The organism is Roseococcus thiosulfatophilus, from assembly GCF_017311575.1.
GTDB classification, from domain to species: domain Bacteria; phylum Pseudomonadota; class Alphaproteobacteria; order Acetobacterales; family Acetobacteraceae; genus Roseococcus; species Roseococcus thiosulfatophilus.
In genome coordinates this window covers 27,226-42,427 of record NZ_JAFFQY010000044.1, presented here as the reverse complement: position 1 = coordinate 42,427, position 15,202 = coordinate 27,226, and the positions used below count along the sequence as shown (strand labels likewise).

Here is a 15,202-nt window from a genome sequence, read left to right as displayed (position 1 = left end):
CCATGCGCGGGCCCGCCATCCGCCCCATCGCCATCGCCGCCGGCGGCACGGGGGGGCATCTGTTTCCGGCCGAGGCGCTGGCCGCGGAACTGATGGCGCGCGGGCAGCGGGTGGTGCTGTTCACCGATGCGCGCTCCGCCGCCTTCGACAGCCCGGCCTTCGCGGCCGCCGAGCGCTTCGTGCTGAAGGGCGCGGGCATCGCGGGGCGCGGCCTCGTGAAGGGGTTGCGCGGGGCGGCCCAGTTGGCCGCCGGGACGCTGACGGCGCGGCGGCTGCTGAAGGAATTACACGCGGCGGCGGTGGTGGGCTTTGGCGGCTACCCGTCCATCCCGCCCGCGCTGGCCGCCCTCACGCTGGGTCGCCGCCGCCCCGCGCTGGTGCTGCACGAGCAGAATGCGGTGCTGGGCCGGGCCAACCGGGCATTGGCCAAGCGGGCGGACCTGCTGGCGCTGGCCTATGCGCGCACGGCGCGCGTGCCGGCGGGTGCCCGCACGCGGCATGTGGGCAACCCGGTGCGGCCTGCCCTGGCCGCCCTGGTGGGCCAGCCCTACCCGCCGACGACCGGCGCGCTGCGGCTGCTGGTGATCGGCGGTTCGCTGGGGGCGCGGGTGTTCTCGGACCTGATTCCCCCCGCCATCGCCGCCCTGCCGGATTCGCTGCGCGCACGGCTGCTGGTGGCCCAGCAGGTGCGGGTGGAGGACCAGCAGCGCGTGCGCGCGGCCTATGCCGATACGGGCATTCCGGTGGAGCTTTCGCCCTTCTTCCCCGACATCGCGGGGCGGCTTTCGGGCGCGCATCTGGTCATCGCGCGCGCCGGGGCCTCCACGGTGGCGGAACTGGCCTGCGCCGGACGGCCTTCGCTGTTGATTCCGCTGCCTTCCGCCATTGACGACCACCAGCGCGCCAATGCGGCCGCCTTGGCCGAGTGCGGGGCGGCGCAGGTGCTGCCCCAGGCCGGGCTGACACCGGAGGTTCTGGGGTCGGCGCTGGCGGCCTGGCTCGACGCGCCGGAAAGGCTTGCCGAAGCGGCCCGACATGCGGCAAGCCTCGCCCGACCCCAGGCGGCGCGGGAATTGGCCGACGCCGTGCTCGACTGCGCCGCGCGCACCACCTCTGTCCAGGAGCCCCGCTGATGCGCGCGCTGCCACTTTCCATCGGGACCATCCACTTTGTGGGTATCGGCGGCATCGGCATGTCCGGGATCGCGGAGGTGCTGCACAACCTCGGCTATTCCGTGCAGGGCAGCGACATCGCGGAGGGCTACAACGTGGCCCGCCTGCGCGAGGCCGGCATTCCCGTCACCGTGGGCCATGCGGCGGCGAACCTGGGGGCCGCGCAGGTGGTGGTCGTCTCCACCGCCGTGAAGCGCGACAACCCGGAGGTCCAGGCCGCGCGCGCGCGGCTGCTGCCGGTGGTGCGGCGCGCCGAGATGCTGGCGGAGCTGATGCGCCTCAAATGGGGCATCGCCATCGGCGGCACCCATGGCAAGACGACGACGACCAGCCTCGTCGCCGCCGTTCTGGAGGCCGCGCGCCTCGACCCCACCGTGATCAATGGCGGCATCATCAACGCCTATGGCACCAACACCCGCATGGGCACGGGCGAATGGATGGTGGTCGAGGCCGATGAGAGCGATGGCAGCTTCCTGCGCCTGCCCTCCACCGTCGCCATCGTCACCAACATGGATGCCGAGCACCTGGACCATTGGGGCACCGAGGAGGCGATGCGCGAGGGTTACGCGCAGTTCGTGGGCAACATCCCCTTCTACGGCTTCGCGGTGCTCTGCGTGGACCACCCGGCGGTGCAGGCGATGATCCCGCGCCTCGATCGTCGCCTCGTCACCTATGGCTTCTCGCCCCAGGCCGATGTGCGGGCCGAGAAGCTGCTGACCGACCGCATGGGCGCCACCTTCGAGGTGAGCGTGCAGGACCGCGTGAGCAAGCGCGTCCGCACCATGAAGCCCTTCCGCCTGCCCATGCTGGGGCAGCACAACGTCCAGAACGCGCTGGCCGCCATCGCGGTCGGCGTCGAGATGGACGTGCCGGAGAACGTGATCCGCGAGGCGCTGGCCGGCTTCAAGGGCGTGAAGCGCCGCTTCACCCGCGTGGGCGAGACGGGCGGCGTCACCATCATCGACGATTACGGCCACCACCCGGTCGAGATCGCGGCCGTGCTCAAGGCCGCCCGCCAGGCGGGCGCGCGCGATGTCATCGCCGTGGTGCAGCCGCACCGCTATTCGCGGCTGCAACAGCTCTTCACCGAATTCTGCACCTGCATGAACGACGCGGGCACCGTGATCGTGGCCGATGTCTATGCGGCCGGCGAAGCCCCCATCGAGGGCATGGACAAGGATTCGCTGGTGGAAGGCCTGCGCGCGCGCGGCCATCGCAGCGTGGTGCCGCTGCCCTCGCCCGACCACCTGCCGGAGATGATCCACGCCATCGCCCGCCCGGGCGATTATGTGGTGTGCCTGGGTGCGGGCAGCATCACCGGCTGGGCGCATGCGCTGCCGCAGCAGCTGGGCGAGCTGCAGGCCAAGGCGGGGGCGCGAATCGCGCCGCTGCGCCGTGCTTGACGCCATGCCCAAGCTGCGCGGTCGGCTCGACTTCGACGCGCCGCTGGCCCCCTTCACCTGGTTCCGCGTGGGCGGGCCGGCGGAGCGGCTGGCGCGCCCGGCCGATGCCGAGGACCTGCTGGCGCTGCTGGCCGAGGAAGCGGGGCCGGTGGCGGTGCTGGGGGCGGCGTCCAACCTCATCATCCGCGATGGCGGCATTCGTGGCCTGGTGCTGCGCTTGCCGGCGCGGGGTTTCGGCGCGGTGCAGGTCGAGGCCGATGGCGTGGTGGCCGGCGCGGCGGCGCTGGACGCGACCATCGCGGAGCATGCGGCGGCCGCGGGGCTTTCGGGGCTGGAATTCCTCTGCGGCATCCCGGGCAGCCTGGGCGGCGCGGTGGCGATGAATGCCGGCGCCTATGGGCGCGAGATGCGGGACGTTCTGGACTGGGCCGAGATCGCGACGCCGGCGGGCATGCTGCGGCTGGATGCGGCGGGGCTGCGCCTCGCCTACCGGCACGCGGAACTGCCGGCGCGCGGCGTGGTGGTGCGCGCGCGGTTGCGCGCCGAACCCGGCGATGCCGCGGCCATCGCGGCCCGCATGGCCGAAATCCGCGCGGCGCGCGAGGCGACGCAGCCCGTCCGCGCCCGCACCGGCGGCAGCACCTTCCGCAACCCGGAGGGGCACAAGGCCTGGGCCCTGATTGACGCGGCCGGTTGCCGGGGAATGCGGCTGGGTGCGGCGCAGGTCAGCGAGAAGCATTGCAACTTCCTGCTCAACACCGGCGGCGCGACGGCGGCGGACCTCGAGGCGCTGGGCGAAGAGGTGCGCGCGCGGGTGCTGGCGCATTCGGGGGTCAGCCTCGAATGGGAAATCAAGCGCATTGGAGAAGCGACATGAGCGCCACGGTGGCCGTTCTCCATGGCGGCGTCTCGGCCGAGCGCGAGGTCAGCCTCGCCACCGGCCGCCAGGTGATCCCCGCCCTTGAGGCGGCGGGCTTCAACGTGCTGCCCATCGAGGTGACAGAGGATCTCGGCGCGCTCATTGCGGCATTGCGCGCGACGCGGCCCGATGCGGTGTTCAACGCGCTGCATGGCCGCTTCGGCGAGGATGGCTGCATCCAGGGCGTGCTGGACTGGCTTGGTTTGCCCTACACGCATTCGGGCGTGCGCGCCTCTTCCGTCGCCATGGACAAGGGCGCGGCCAAGGCGGTGTTCCAGGCGCATGGGCTGCCCGTGGCGCAGCACCGCATCGTGACGCCGGACGAGTTGGAGCAGGAAGATCCCCTGCCCCGCCCCTATGTGGTGAAGCCGGTGGATGAGGGCAGTTCGGTCGGCGTCACCATCCTGCGCGAGGGCGACAACCGCCGCGCGGAAGTGGCGCGCAACTGGCGCTTCGGCGCGCGCATCATGGCCGAGAGTTACGTGCCCGGCCGCGAGATCACGGTGGCCATCATGGGCGACCGGCCGCTGGGCGTGACCGAGATCGCGACCGGCCACGCCTTCTACGATTATGAAGCGAAGTATGCGGAGGGCGGCAGCCGCCACCTCCTGCCCGCGCCCATTCATGCCGACATCGCCGCCGAGGCCATGCGCGTGGCGCTCGCCGCCCATCAGGCGCTGGGCTGCCGCGGCGTCTCCCGCGCGGATTTCCGCTATGACGATACGGCGGGCGAGCCCGGGCGCCTCGTGCTGCTGGAGGTGAACACCCAGCCCGGCATGACGCCCACCTCGCTGCTGCCCGAACAGGCGGCGCACCAGGGCATCCCCTTCCCCGAGCTCTGCGCCTGGATGGTGCGGGAGGCGCGGCATGGCGCGTGAGCCGCGCAAGAAGGTCGCCGTCCGGTCGCGCGCCGCCGCACCCCCGCCGCGCCGCCCTTCCGCCGCCGCGCTCTGGTTCCGCCGGCAGCGGCGCATCCTGCGCGGCATGGGAATGGGCCTGCTGGGGCTGGGCGCGCTGGCGGGCGTGGCCTGGGGGGTGGCGCGGCTGGACCCGGAGGCACGCGCGCGGGACGCGGCGCTGGCGCTGGTGAATTTGGGGCGCGACCATGGGCTGGTCGTGCAGGAAATCCGCGTCGAGGGGCGGGAATTCACCCCGCGCGAGGCGTTGCTGACCGCCATCGGCACCGTGCCGGGCGATGCCATCCTGGACTTCGACCCCGACGCCGCGCGCGCGCGCCTGCTGGAGATCGCCTGGGTGCGCGGGGCGCATGTGGAACGCCGCCTGCCCGGCACCATCCTGGTGCGGCTGGAGGAACGCCAGGCCTTCGCCATCTGGCAGCAGGACGGGCGCTATTCCGTCATTGACCGCAGCGGCAACGAGATGGCGAGCGAGCGTTTCGAGGCCTTCGGCCCCCTGCCCTTCGTGGTGGGCGTGGGCGCCAACACCGCCGCCGCCTCCATCGTGGACGTGCTGCGCCAGCACCCCGCCATCGCGGACCGGGTGGAGGCCGCGGTGCGCGTCTCCGAACGGCGCTGGAATCTGCGCCTGCACAATGGCGCCGACGTGCTGCTGCCCGAAGGCCATGAGGAAGCGGCGGTGGAGCGCCTCGCCCAACTGCACGCGCAGGACCGGCTGCTCGACCGTCCGCTCGCGGTGGTGGACATGCGCCTGCCCGACCGCCTGGTGGTGCGCCTGCCGCCCGAGGCCCCCGCCACACCCCCCGTCGCCCCCGCGCAAGCCCGGAGACAACGTGGATGAACGAGATCATTCGCCACGCCGCCGCCGACACCCCGCCCGCGCGCGGCCTGCGCCTGGGCCGGGCCCGCGCCGGCGCCTTCGGCGTACTGGACATCGGCACCACCAAGATCGTCTGCATCATCGCCCGCATCGAGAGCGACGGCACGCCGCGCGCGCTGGGCTTCGGCTGGCAGAAGGCGCGCGGCATCAAGGCCGGCTCGGTCGTGGACATGGAGGAGGCGGAGCGCAGCATCCGCGCCGCGGTCGCCGGCGCCGAGCAGATGGCCGACACGCGGCTGCAGGGCGTCATCGTCAACCTCTCCTGCGGGCAGCCGGGCGGGCGCATCCATCACATTGACTGGCCCATCGGCGGGCGGGCGGTGACCGAGGCCGATCTGCGCTCCATCCTGCAGGAGGGCGTGCGCCGCACCCATGCCGATGGGCGCGAGGTGGTGCACTGCTTCCCCGCCGGCTTCATGGTGGACGAGACGGGCGGCGTGGAAGACCCGCGCGCCATGGTGTGCGAGCGCCTCCAGGCGCGGCTGCATGTGGTGGACGCGGCGAGCCACGCGCTGTTCAACCTCGGCCAGACGCTGCACCGCTGCGAGCTGGAAGCGGAGGAGATGATCGCCTCGCCCTTCGCCGCCGGCCTCGCCACGCTCGTGGATGACGAGCGCGAGCTGGGTGCGATCTGCGTGGACATGGGCGGCGGCACCACCAGCCTCGCCTGCTTCGCGGAAGGCCGGTTGCTGCACACGGCGCAGCTTCCGGTGGGAGGCTGGCAGGTGACCAACGACCTGGCACGGGTTCTCTCCACGCCCATCAGCCACGCCGAGCGGCTGAAGACCATGCATGGCAGCGTCCTCGAATCCGACGAGGACCGGGGCGAGCTTCTGCCCGTGCCCATGGTGGGCGAGGAGGAGGACCAGATCGCGCGCATCCCGCGCGAGATGATCGTGAAGATCATGCGCCCGCGGCTGGAAGAGTCCTTCGAACTGCTGCGCGACCGGCTGGAAGCCTCGGGCCTGCCCATGGAATTGCGCCGGCGCGTGGTGCTGACGGGCGGTGCGTCGCAGGTCATTGGCGTGCGCGAACTGGCCGCCCGCGTGCTGGGCAAGCCGGTGACCGTGCGCCTCGGCCGGCCGCGAATCGTGCGCGGGCTGCCGGAGACGGCGGCGGGCCCGGCCTTTGCCAGCTGCATCGGGCTGCTGGCCTGGGCCGCGGGCGAGGGGCGCCCGCTGCTCGACATCACGCCCGGGCCGGCCGCGCCCAAGGGCGTGGTGGCGCGCGCTTTCGCCTGGTTGCGCGAAAGATTGTGAGAAACCGAATCCACGGCCTGTGGATTATGTGGAACACGGGGATGAGTGCGGCGGGAGGGGGAGACGCGACTCGCCGCACGCGTCTAGACTCGAGGGGAGGAGATCCGAGGCCATGACGTTGAACCTGACTCTGCCAGTGACGCAGCACACCGATTTCTCGCCCCGGATCGCCGTGATCGGCATCGGCGGCGGCGGCACCAATGCCGTGAACAACATGATCAACCTGGGCCTCGAGGGGGTTGATTTCATCGTCGCCAACACCGACGCGCAGTCGCTCGTGAACAGCCGCGCGGAGCGCCGCGTGCAGCTTGGCCCGCACCTCACGCAGGGGCTGGGCGCGGGGGCGAAGCCCGAGATCGGCCGCGCCGCCGCCGAGGAGGCGATGGACGAGCTGGCGCGCCACCTCGAGGGCTGCCACATGGTCTTCGTCACCGCCGGCATGGGCGGCGGCACGGGCACGGGTGCCGCGCCCGTCGTGGCGCGCATGGCGCGTGAGCGTGGCATCCTGACGGTAGGCGTTGTCACGCGCCCCTTCGACTTCGAAGGGCCGAAGCGCAAGCGCGCCGCCGACCAGGGCCTCGACGAGCTGCAGCAATTCGTGGACACGCTGATCGTGGTGCCCAACCAGAACCTGTTCAGGCTGGCCAATGAGCGCACGACGTTCCAGGACGCCTTCCGCATGGCGGACAACGTCCTCTACATGGGCGTGCGCGGCGTCACCGACCTGATGGTCGCCCCCGGCCTCGTGAACCTCGACTTCGCGGACATCCGCACCGTCATGGCCGAAATGGGCAAGGCGATGATGGGCACGGGCGAGGCCGAGGGCGAGGACCGCGCGGTGAAGGCCGCCGAGGCCGCCATCAGCAACCCGCTGCTGGAGGACACCTCCATGCGCGGCGCGCGCGGCGTGCTGATCAACATCACGGGCGGCCTCGACATGACGCTGTTCGAGGTGGACGAGGCCGCGACGCGCATCCGCCGCGAGGTGGACGAGGATGCGAACATCATCTTCGGCTCCTCGATTGACGAGACGATGAACGGGCGTGTGCGCGTCTCCGTCGTCGCCACGGGCATTGACGTGGCCAGTGCCGCTTCCACGGGCGCGCCGCGCCTCGCGGTCGTCACCCCTGCCCCCGCGCCGGTCGAGGCGCCGGCGCCGCGCGCGGCCCAGGGGCCGTTCGGCGCCCCCGTCCCGCCGCAGCCCGCCCGCCGGCCGGTGCAGGCCACGGGGGCCGGCCTGCTGCGCCAGGCCGCCGCGCCGGCCGTGGCCGTGACACCCGTTCCCGCGGCGCAGGAAGAGGACATGCCGGCCCCGCAGCCCGTGCCGACCCCTGCCCCGCAGGTGGCCCCGCCCGTGATGGCGGCGCCCGCGCAGATGGAAGGCCCGGCGCCGCAGCATGGCGGTGAATCCGGCTGGCGCAGCCTGTTCCGCAACGCGACGGGCGCGATTCGCCAGCCGCGCGCGCCCGAAGCCCCCGCGCCGCGCCGCGCCGAGCCGGGCCTGGGCCTGCCCCAGCCGGCGCCGCAGCGTGCCGCGCCCCAGGCGGCCTCGCCCACGGGCCCGGATGAGAAGAACCTCGACATCCCGACCTTCCTGCGCCGCATGAGCAACTGATCCGGCACGGCTTTGTGCCGATGGGCCCCGTGGCTGAAAGGCCGCGGGGTTTTTCATGTCGGGCCAGGAAGAGGGCCTGGGGCCGGCCTCGCGGCCGCGCCGCGGAGCGCGGGCAGGATGGCCTGACCCCCGCAAATGCGGCAATAAAATGGCGCGCTCTTTCAGGGTTTTAGCGGGAAACATCGGGAAACAACGCTTGACTGGCCTGCGCGGCCCAGCCCTGGCATGCAGGCTCTCGAAACCTTGCCGGCGGCCCGATTGTGGCCGCAAGGACTGGGCAAGGTCCGGTGCCTCCCCCTCCGGGCGGGGGCGCGGTTCAGGGGAGGACCGTCATCCGGAACGCCGCGCCATGCGCGGGCTTTTGTGTCACGGGCGGTTTGGCCCAACTTCGGGGATTTTGCTCAGCATGGATGGATTCGCGCAGCTTCCGGGTGGTCGGCGCCGTCGCCTCGCGCAGGGGATTTCCTGCCGCGGCGTGGGCCTCCACAGCGGGTTGACGCTGACGCTCTCCCTCCTGCCCGCCCCCAGCGGCGCCGGCATCAGCTTCCGCCGCACCGATCTCGGCCTCACCATCCCCGCCCGCGCCGACCATGTGGTGGACACGCGGCTCTGCACCGCCATCGGCCTGCCCGGCGAGCCCCAGGCGCGCGTGGGCACCATCGAGCATGTGATGGCCGCCCTCGCCGCCGCCGGCATCGATGACGCGCTGGTCGAGGTGGACGGGCCGGAGGTGCCCATCCTCGACGGTTCGGCCGAGCCCTTCATCTTCCTCATCAACTGCGCCGGCGCGGCGGAGCAATATGGCCAGCGCCAGTCGCTCCAGGTGCTCAAGACCGTGCGCGTCGAGGATGAGACGGGCGCCTGGGCGGAACTGTCGCCCCTCGATGACTTCGCCTTCGACGCCGAGCTGGAAATCGCCTTCCCCGGCACCGCCATCGGCACCCAGTCGCTCGGCCTGCGCGTCTCGACCGCGAGCTTCCGCGCGGAACTGGCCAATGCCCGCACCTTCACCCTGGCCGAGGATGTGGCGCGGCTGCGCGCGGCGGGCCTCGCGCGCGGCGGCAGCTTGGCCAATGCGGTGGTGGTGGACGGGCCGCTGGTGGTAAATCCGGGCGGGCTGCGCCGGCCGGATGAATTCGTGCGCCACAAGCTGCTGGACGTGGTGGGGGACCTGGCGCTGGCCGGGCACCCCATCGCGGGGCGCTTCCGCGGCGCGCGCTCGGGCCATGCGCTGAACAACCGCCTGGTGCGCGCCCTGCTGGCGGACCCGGCCGCCACGCGCCTCGTCACCGGCCATGCGCTGGAGGCGGTGGAGGCCCCCGCCCTGCTCGCCGCCACCGCGGCCTGACTTCCCGCTTCTGGCCCCCCTTGCCGGCGTTCGGCGGGCGCGTGGTATAAGCCCGCCATCCGGAGTAGAACGCCCCACATGCGACAGACCCTTCCCCGCCTCGCCCTCCTGTGCAGCCTCTTGCCCCTCGCGGCCTGCGGCAGCGTCACGGGCTGGGACGGGCGCATGGGCTCCCTGTTCGACAACAGCCCCACCGCCGCCCTGCAGGACCGCTCGCCCGAGGCGCTCTACGCCGCCGGCATCCAGGCCCTGCAGGAGCAGCGCTACGCCCAGGCCGGCCAGATCTTCGACACGCTGGAGCGGGAGCATCCCTTCTCCACCTGGGCCACCAACGCGAAGCTGATGTCGGCCTATGCCGACTACATGCGCAACCGCTACACCGAGGCCATCGGCACGCTGGACCGCTTCATCCAGCTGCACCCGGCGCACCGCGACATCGCCTACGCGCACTACCTGCGCGCGCTCTCGCTCTATGAGCAGATCAACGACGCGCAGCGCGACCAGCGCGCGACCGAACTCGCCATGGCGGCCCTGCAGGATGTGGTGAACCGCTTCCCCGACACCGCCTATGCGCGCGACGCCCGCCTCAAGATGGACCTGGCGCGCGACCACCTGGCGGGGCGCGAGATGAACATCGGCCGCTTCTACCAGCGCCAGCGCCTGCTCAACGCCGCCATCGGCCGCTACCGCCGCGTGGTGGAGCAATACCAGACCACCAACCACGTGCCCGAGGCGCTGCACCGGCTGACCGAGATCTACCTCTCGCTCGGCCTGCGCGAGGAGGCGGCACGCACCGCCTCCGTGCTGGGCTACAACTTCCCGGGCAGCCCCTGGTACCAGGACAGCTACGCGCTGCTGACGCCGGGGGCCGCGCCGTCGGACGCCGCGCGGCCGGGGCTGCTGCGGCGGGCCTGGGGCAACATCTTCTAGACTATCATGCTCGCCTCGCTCGCCATCCGCGACGTGGTGCTGATCGAGCGGCTGGACCTCTCCTTCGGCCCCGGCCTCTCGGTGCTGACCGGCGAGACGGGCGCGGGCAAGTCCATCCTGCTGGACAGCCTGGGCCTTGCCCTGGGCCAACGCGCCGAGGCGGGGCTGGTGCGCGCGGGGCAGGCCCAGGCCAGCGTCGCCGCCGTCTTCACGCCGCCCGCCGGCCACCCCGCCCATGCGCTGCTGGCCGAACTCGGCCTGGAGGCGGAGGACGCGCTGGTGCTGCGCCGCGTGGTGCAGGCCGATGGACGCTCCCGCGCCTTCGTGAACGACCATCCGGTGGGCGTCGCCGCGCTGAAGCGCCTCGCCGCCACGCTGGTGGAAGTGCAAGGCCAGCATGACCAGGTGGGGCTGGCCGACCCCGCCACCCATGGCGCGCTGCTCGATGCCTTTGGCGGCCTGGACGCGCCGCGCGGGGAGGCCGCCACCGCCTTCCGCGCCTGGCGTGCGGCGGAGGCCGCGCTGCGCGAGGCGGAGGAGGCCGTGGCCGCCGCCCTGCGCGACGAGGAATGGCTGCGCCACGCCGTCGAGGAATTGGCGAAGCTCGCCCCGGAAGAGGGCGAGGAGGAGACGCTCGCCCAGGAACGCCAGCACCTCCAGGCGGCCGAGCGCCGCACCGAGGCGCTGGCCGGCGCGCTGGCCGAACTCCAGCCGCGCGACCGGCGCGGGTCCAACCCGGCCGCCGCGCTCCGCAACGCCGCCCGTGCCCTGGAACGCCTGCCGCCCGGCGCGGTGGGCGAGGGGCAGGAGGCGGTGCTGGCCGCCCTCGGCCTGGCGCAGGACGCGGTGGCGGAGGCCGAGCAGCTGCTGGAACGCCTGGCCCAGGACGCCCTGCCCGACCCGCGAAGGCTGGAGGCGCTGGATGACCGGCTCTATGCGCTGCGCGCGGCCGCGCGGAAACATGGCGTGCCGGTGGTGGAATTGCCGGCGCTGCTGGAGACGCTGCGCGGGCGGCTCGCGGCGCTCGATGCCGGGACGGATCGTGTCAGCGCGCTGAACCTCGCCGCGCGGGCCGCGCGCGAGACCTATGTGGCGGCGGCCACCGCGCTCACCGCGCTGCGGCGCGAGGCGGCGGCGGCGCTGGAGGCGGCACTGGCGCAGGAATTGCCGCCCTTGAAGCTCGACCGCGCGCGGGTGGTGGTGGAAGTCGCCCCGCGCGAGGAAAGCGCCTGGGGCGCCGATGGCGCCGACCGGGTCACGCTGCTGGTCGCGACCAATCCGGGGCAGACGCCGGGGGCGCTGGTGAAGATCGCCTCGGGCGGGGAATTGTCGCGGCTGATGCTGGCGCTGAAGGTGGTGCTGGCGCGGGGTTCGCCCGTGCCGACGCTGGTCTTTGACGAGGTGGATGCGGGCATCGGCGGCGCCACGGCCGCGGCGGTGGGCGAACGGCTCCAACGTGTCGCGGAACGGCTGCAGGTGCTGGTGGTGACGCATTCGCCCCAGGTGGCGGCGCGCGGGACGCGCCATCTGCAGGTGGCGAAATCCGTCGCCGGCGGGCGGGCGGAGACGCGCGTCACCCCCCTCGCGCCCGAGGAACGCCGCGAGGAAATCGCCCGCATGCTGGCGGGCGAGACCGTTACGGAGGCCGCGCGCGCGGCGGCCGAGAGCCTGCTGCGGGGGGCGGCGTGAAGATCCGCACTGGCAGGCCGGAGGATGCCGCGGAGCTGGCCGAGCTCATCAACGCCATCAACAGCCTGGACGGCCCGCCTGCCCGCCTGATGACGCCCGAGGCGGCCCTGCGCGACCTGCTCGGCGAGGCGCCTCGCGCCTGGCTGCGGCTGGCGGAGGAGGCGGGCGTGGTGGTGGGCTTTGCCACCGCCACCCCCATCTATGACGCCGAACGCCAGGCCGATGCGCTGATGCTTCTCGACCTCTATGTCCGCCCCGAGGCACGGCGGCGCGGCGCGGCGCGGGCGCTGATGGCCACGCTGGCACGCGAGGCCAAGGCCACCGGCGCCGCCTGCCTCTGGTGGGGCGTGGATGAGGGCGATGACGAGGCGACGGCCTTCTACCGCGCCATCGGCGCCGTCAGTGAAGGCCGCTTCAGCGGCGAGATCATCGAGGGGGCGGCGCTGGCGCGCCTGGCCGCGACGTGACCCCCCGCCCCTTCACCGCCGGGGACGCCGATGCCGTGGCCGCGCTGGTCCGCGCGCTCAACGCCGAGGAAGGCTACGACCCCGCGCGCAGCCCCGACGCCGCGACGCTGCGCGATGCCTTCCTGGGCGCGCGCGCGGTCGGGCGGCTGCTGGTGCTGGGCGCGCCTCCCGTCGCCTACCTGACCTTGCACCCCTGCTTCGGGACCACCCATGGCGCGCGCGGGGCCTTCATGGGCGACCTCTACGTGGCCCCCGCCCACCGCCGCCGGGGGCTGGCCCGCGCGCTGGTCGCCGCCGCCGCGGCCGCGGTGCAGGCGGAGGGGGGCCGCTACCTCGAATGGACCGCGCTGCCCGGCAATGCGGGCGGGCGCGGCTTCTACGACGCGATCGGCGCGGAGGGGGAGACGCTGCAGGTCTACAGCCTCGATGGCGCCGCCTTCGCCGCGCTGGCGGATTCCGCATGACCGAGACGCCCGAAGCGCGCATCGCGGCACTGATCGAGCAGATCGCGGCCCACGACCGCGCCTATTACGAGCAGGACGCCCCCAGCGTCAGCGACGCCGAATACGACGCGCTGATGCGCGAGCTGCGCGCGCTGGAGGCCGCGCACCCCGAGCTGGTGCAGGCGGACAGCCCGACGCAGAAGGTCGGGGGCAAGGCGGCGGAGGGCTTCGCGAAGTCGCGGCACCTGGCGCCGATGCTCAGCCTGGACAATGCCTTCGACGCGAATGATTTCGCGGAGTTCGCCGCGCGCATCCGCCGCTTCCTGAGCCTGCCCGAAGATGCGCCGCTGGATTTCGTGGCGGAGCCCAAGATTGATGGGCTGTCGGTGAACCTGCTTTACGAGAACGGCGCTTTCGTGCGGGGTGCGACGCGCGGCGACGGCACCGAGGGCGAGGACATCACCGCCAACTTGCTGACGCTGCGCGACCTGCCGCGCGAACTGCCGGCCCCCTTCCCCGCCCGCATCGAAATCCGCGGCGAAGTCTTCATGGAGCGGCCCGACTTCCTCGCCTTCCGCGCCCAGCAGGAGGCCGCGCTGGCGGCGCGCGAGGCGCGCAAGGCGGCGGGCGAAAAGCTCGGCCCGGCCGTCACCATCCCGGTGAATGCGCGCAACGCGGCGGCGGGGTCGCTGCGGCAGCTGGATGCCTCCATCACCGCGCAGCGCCCACTGAAGCTCTTCGCCTACGCGATGGGCGAGGCGAGCGAGGCGCCGGCCGCCACCCATTGGGAATGGCTGGAGCGGCTGAAATCCTGGGGCTTCACGGTGAACCCGCTCTCCGCCCGCATCACCGAGGCGGCGGAGTTCCAGGCGCGGATGGAGGCCGAACGCCCCGGCCTCGCCTATGACATTGACGGCGTGGTCTACAAGCTGGACCGGCTGGACTGGCAGCAGCGCCTGGGCTTCGTGGGGCGGGCACCGCGCTGGGCCATCGCCTGGAAATTCGCGGCGGAGCAGGCCACCACGCGCCTCATCCGCATCGAGATCCAGGTGGGGCGCACGGGCGCGCTCACGCCGCGCGCGGTGATGGAGCCGGTCTTCGTGGGCGGCGTCACCGTCACCCACGCCACCCTGCACAATGAGGACGAGATCGCGCGCAAGGACATCCGCGAGGGCGACCTCGTCACCATCCAGCGCGCGGGCGACGTGATCCCGCAGGTGGTCGGCACCGCGAACCCTGAGGGCGCGGAACGTGGCCCGCCCTTCGCCTTCCCCACCACCTGCCCCGCCTGCGGCAGCCATGCGGTGCGCGAGGGCGATGACGTGGTGCGGCGCTGCACCGGCGGCCTGATCTGCCCCGCCCAGACGACCGAGCGCCTCAAGCATTTCGTCAGCCGCCGCGCCATGGACATCGAGGGCATGGGCGAGGAGGTGATTGACCTGCTCCACGCCGAGGGCCTGGTCAAAAGCCCCGCCGACATCTTCCGGCTGCACCAGGCGGCCGAGCGCATGCGCGGCTGGAAGGGCTGGGGCGCCAACGCCAAGCGGCCGGAGGAGGCGAAAAAGGTGCCGAACCTTCTCGCCGCCATCGAGGCCAGGCGGCGCGTGCCGCTGGAACGCTTCCTCTATGGCCTGGGCATCCGTCGTATCGGTGAGCAGAATGCGAAGCTGCTGGCGCGGCACTACCAGTCCATCACGGCGCTGCGGGCGCGGATGGTGGAGGCGCGCATCATCGGCAGCGAGGCGCGGGAGGAGCTGGGCTCCATCCAGGGCATCGGCCCCGCCATCGCGACGGAGCTGGTGGAGTTCTTCGCCGAACCGCACAACCAGGAGGCGCTGGACGATCTGCTAGGCGAGGTGACGCCCGAGGACGCGGCCGCCGTGGCGGCGGAGGACAGCCCCTTCGCCGGCAAGGCGCTGGTCTTCACCGGCACGCTGGAAACCCTCTCCCGCCAGGAGGCGGAGGCGCGGGCCGAGGCGCTGGGCGCGCGCGTGACGAAATCCGTGTCGAAGAAGACCGATTTCGTGGTGGTGGGGGCCGATGCCGGCTCCAAGGCCGCCAAGGCCGCGGAACTGGGGGTGACGGTGCTCAGCGAGGCGGAGTTCCGGGCACGGGCCGGGCTGGACGCCGGCTGAGGCCGGCCCGCGCGCGCTAGGCCCG

At 72.9% G+C, this 15,202-nt stretch carries 13 protein-coding genes; all 13 read left to right on the top strand.

Translation table 11 applies throughout. The annotated features are described in order from the left end of the window. Window positions 1–2 precede the first annotated feature (2 nt). The 13 genes from murG (at window position 3) to ligA (ending at window position 15,177) form a co-directional block, all read left to right on the top strand. A complete protein-coding gene (murG, locus tag JTN19_RS13480) occupies window positions 3–1,133 on the top strand; it encodes an undecaprenyldiphospho-muramoylpentapeptide beta-N-acetylglucosaminyltransferase (protein ID WP_206933674.1) in 1,131 nt (376 codons plus the stop codon). Next, on the top strand, window positions 1,133–2,575 hold the full coding sequence (murC, locus tag JTN19_RS13475) for a UDP-N-acetylmuramate--L-alanine ligase (RefSeq protein ID WP_206933673.1): 1,443 nt from the start codon (window positions 1,133–1,135) through the stop codon (window positions 2,573–2,575). Before murG ends, murC begins: the two co-directional genes overlap by 1 nt. Before the next feature lie 4 nt (window positions 2,576–2,579). Beyond that, complete coding sequence (gene murB / locus JTN19_RS13470) at window positions 2,580–3,452, top strand: UDP-N-acetylmuramate dehydrogenase (RefSeq protein WP_242531138.1); 873 nt, start codon at window positions 2,580–2,582, stop codon at window positions 3,450–3,452. Next, window positions 3,449–4,372: a D-alanine--D-alanine ligase gene (locus tag JTN19_RS13465; RefSeq protein WP_206933669.1), complete on the top strand. Its 924-nt coding sequence runs from the start codon at window positions 3,449–3,451 to the stop codon at window positions 4,370–4,372. Before murB ends, JTN19_RS13465 begins: the two co-directional genes overlap by 4 nt. Further along, a complete protein-coding gene (locus tag JTN19_RS13460) occupies window positions 4,362–5,252 on the top strand; it encodes a cell division protein FtsQ/DivIB (RefSeq protein ID WP_206933667.1) in 891 nt (296 codons plus the stop codon). The genes JTN19_RS13465 and JTN19_RS13460 overlap by 11 nt, the downstream gene beginning before the upstream one ends. Then, entirely contained in the window at window positions 5,249–6,550 is a 1,302-nt protein-coding gene (ftsA, locus tag JTN19_RS13455; RefSeq protein ID WP_206933657.1) for a cell division protein FtsA, read from the top strand. The genes JTN19_RS13460 and ftsA overlap by 4 nt, the downstream gene beginning before the upstream one ends. Before the next feature lie 112 nt (window positions 6,551–6,662). Continuing rightward, window positions 6,663–8,165: a cell division protein FtsZ gene (ftsZ, locus tag JTN19_RS13450; protein ID WP_206933655.1), complete on the top strand. Its 1,503-nt coding sequence runs from the start codon at window positions 6,663–6,665 to the stop codon at window positions 8,163–8,165. 406 nt (window positions 8,166–8,571) lie between these two features. Beyond that, window positions 8,572–9,513, top strand: a complete 942-nt coding sequence (gene lpxC / locus JTN19_RS13445; RefSeq protein ID WP_206933653.1) for a UDP-3-O-acyl-N-acetylglucosamine deacetylase — start codon at window positions 8,572–8,574, stop codon at window positions 9,511–9,513. A gap of 78 nt (window positions 9,514–9,591) precedes the next feature. Then, window positions 9,592–10,443 (top strand): outer membrane protein assembly factor BamD, encoded by an 852-nt coding sequence (locus JTN19_RS13440; protein ID WP_206933651.1) that lies wholly within the window; start codon window positions 9,592–9,594, stop codon window positions 10,441–10,443. A 6-nt stretch (window positions 10,444–10,449) separates the two neighbouring features. Then, window positions 10,450–12,132: a DNA repair protein RecN gene (gene recN / locus JTN19_RS13435; RefSeq protein ID WP_206933649.1), complete on the top strand. Its 1,683-nt coding sequence runs from the start codon at window positions 10,450–10,452 to the stop codon at window positions 12,130–12,132. Continuing rightward, window positions 12,129–12,599 (top strand): GNAT family N-acetyltransferase, encoded by a 471-nt coding sequence (locus tag JTN19_RS13430; RefSeq protein WP_206933646.1) that lies wholly within the window; start codon window positions 12,129–12,131, stop codon window positions 12,597–12,599. Before recN ends, JTN19_RS13430 begins: the two co-directional genes overlap by 4 nt. Next, complete coding sequence (locus JTN19_RS20545) at window positions 12,596–13,063, top strand: GNAT family N-acetyltransferase (RefSeq protein WP_206933644.1); 468 nt, start codon at window positions 12,596–12,598, stop codon at window positions 13,061–13,063. The genes JTN19_RS13430 and JTN19_RS20545 overlap by 4 nt, the downstream gene beginning before the upstream one ends. After that, window positions 13,060–15,177 (top strand): NAD-dependent DNA ligase LigA, encoded by a 2,118-nt coding sequence (gene ligA, locus JTN19_RS13420; protein WP_206933636.1) that lies wholly within the window; start codon window positions 13,060–13,062, stop codon window positions 15,175–15,177. The genes JTN19_RS20545 and ligA overlap by 4 nt, the downstream gene beginning before the upstream one ends. Window positions 15,178–15,202: the final 25 nt, after the last annotated feature.

Bases quoted from the DNA above. Each gene is read 5' to 3' on its own strand.
- murB (WP_242531138.1), top strand. From the start codon at position 2,580: ATGCCCAAGCTGCGCGGTCGGCTCGACTTCGACGCGCCGCTGGCCCCC.
- ftsA (WP_206933657.1), top strand. From the start codon at position 5,249: ATGAACGAGATCATTCGCCACGCCGCCGCCGACACCCCGCCCGCGCGC.
- JTN19_RS13440 (WP_206933651.1), top strand. From the start codon at position 9,592: ATGCGACAGACCCTTCCCCGCCTCGCCCTCCTGTGCAGCCTCTTGCCC.
- ligA (WP_206933636.1), top strand. From the start codon at position 13,060: ATGACCGAGACGCCCGAAGCGCGCATCGCGGCACTGATCGAGCAGATC.
- murC (WP_206933673.1), top strand. From the start codon at position 1,133: ATGCGCGCGCTGCCACTTTCCATCGGGACCATCCACTTTGTGGGTATC.
- JTN19_RS13465 (WP_206933669.1), top strand. From the start codon at position 3,449: ATGAGCGCCACGGTGGCCGTTCTCCATGGCGGCGTCTCGGCCGAGCGC.
- recN (WP_206933649.1), top strand. From the start codon at position 10,450: ATGCTCGCCTCGCTCGCCATCCGCGACGTGGTGCTGATCGAGCGGCTG.
- lpxC (WP_206933653.1), top strand. From the start codon at position 8,572: ATGGATGGATTCGCGCAGCTTCCGGGTGGTCGGCGCCGTCGCCTCGCG.
- ftsZ (WP_206933655.1), top strand. From the start codon at position 6,663: ATGACGTTGAACCTGACTCTGCCAGTGACGCAGCACACCGATTTCTCG.
- JTN19_RS13460 (WP_206933667.1), top strand. From the start codon at position 4,362: ATGGCGCGTGAGCCGCGCAAGAAGGTCGCCGTCCGGTCGCGCGCCGCC.
- murG (WP_206933674.1), top strand. From the start codon at position 3: ATGCGCGGGCCCGCCATCCGCCCCATCGCCATCGCCGCCGGCGGCACG.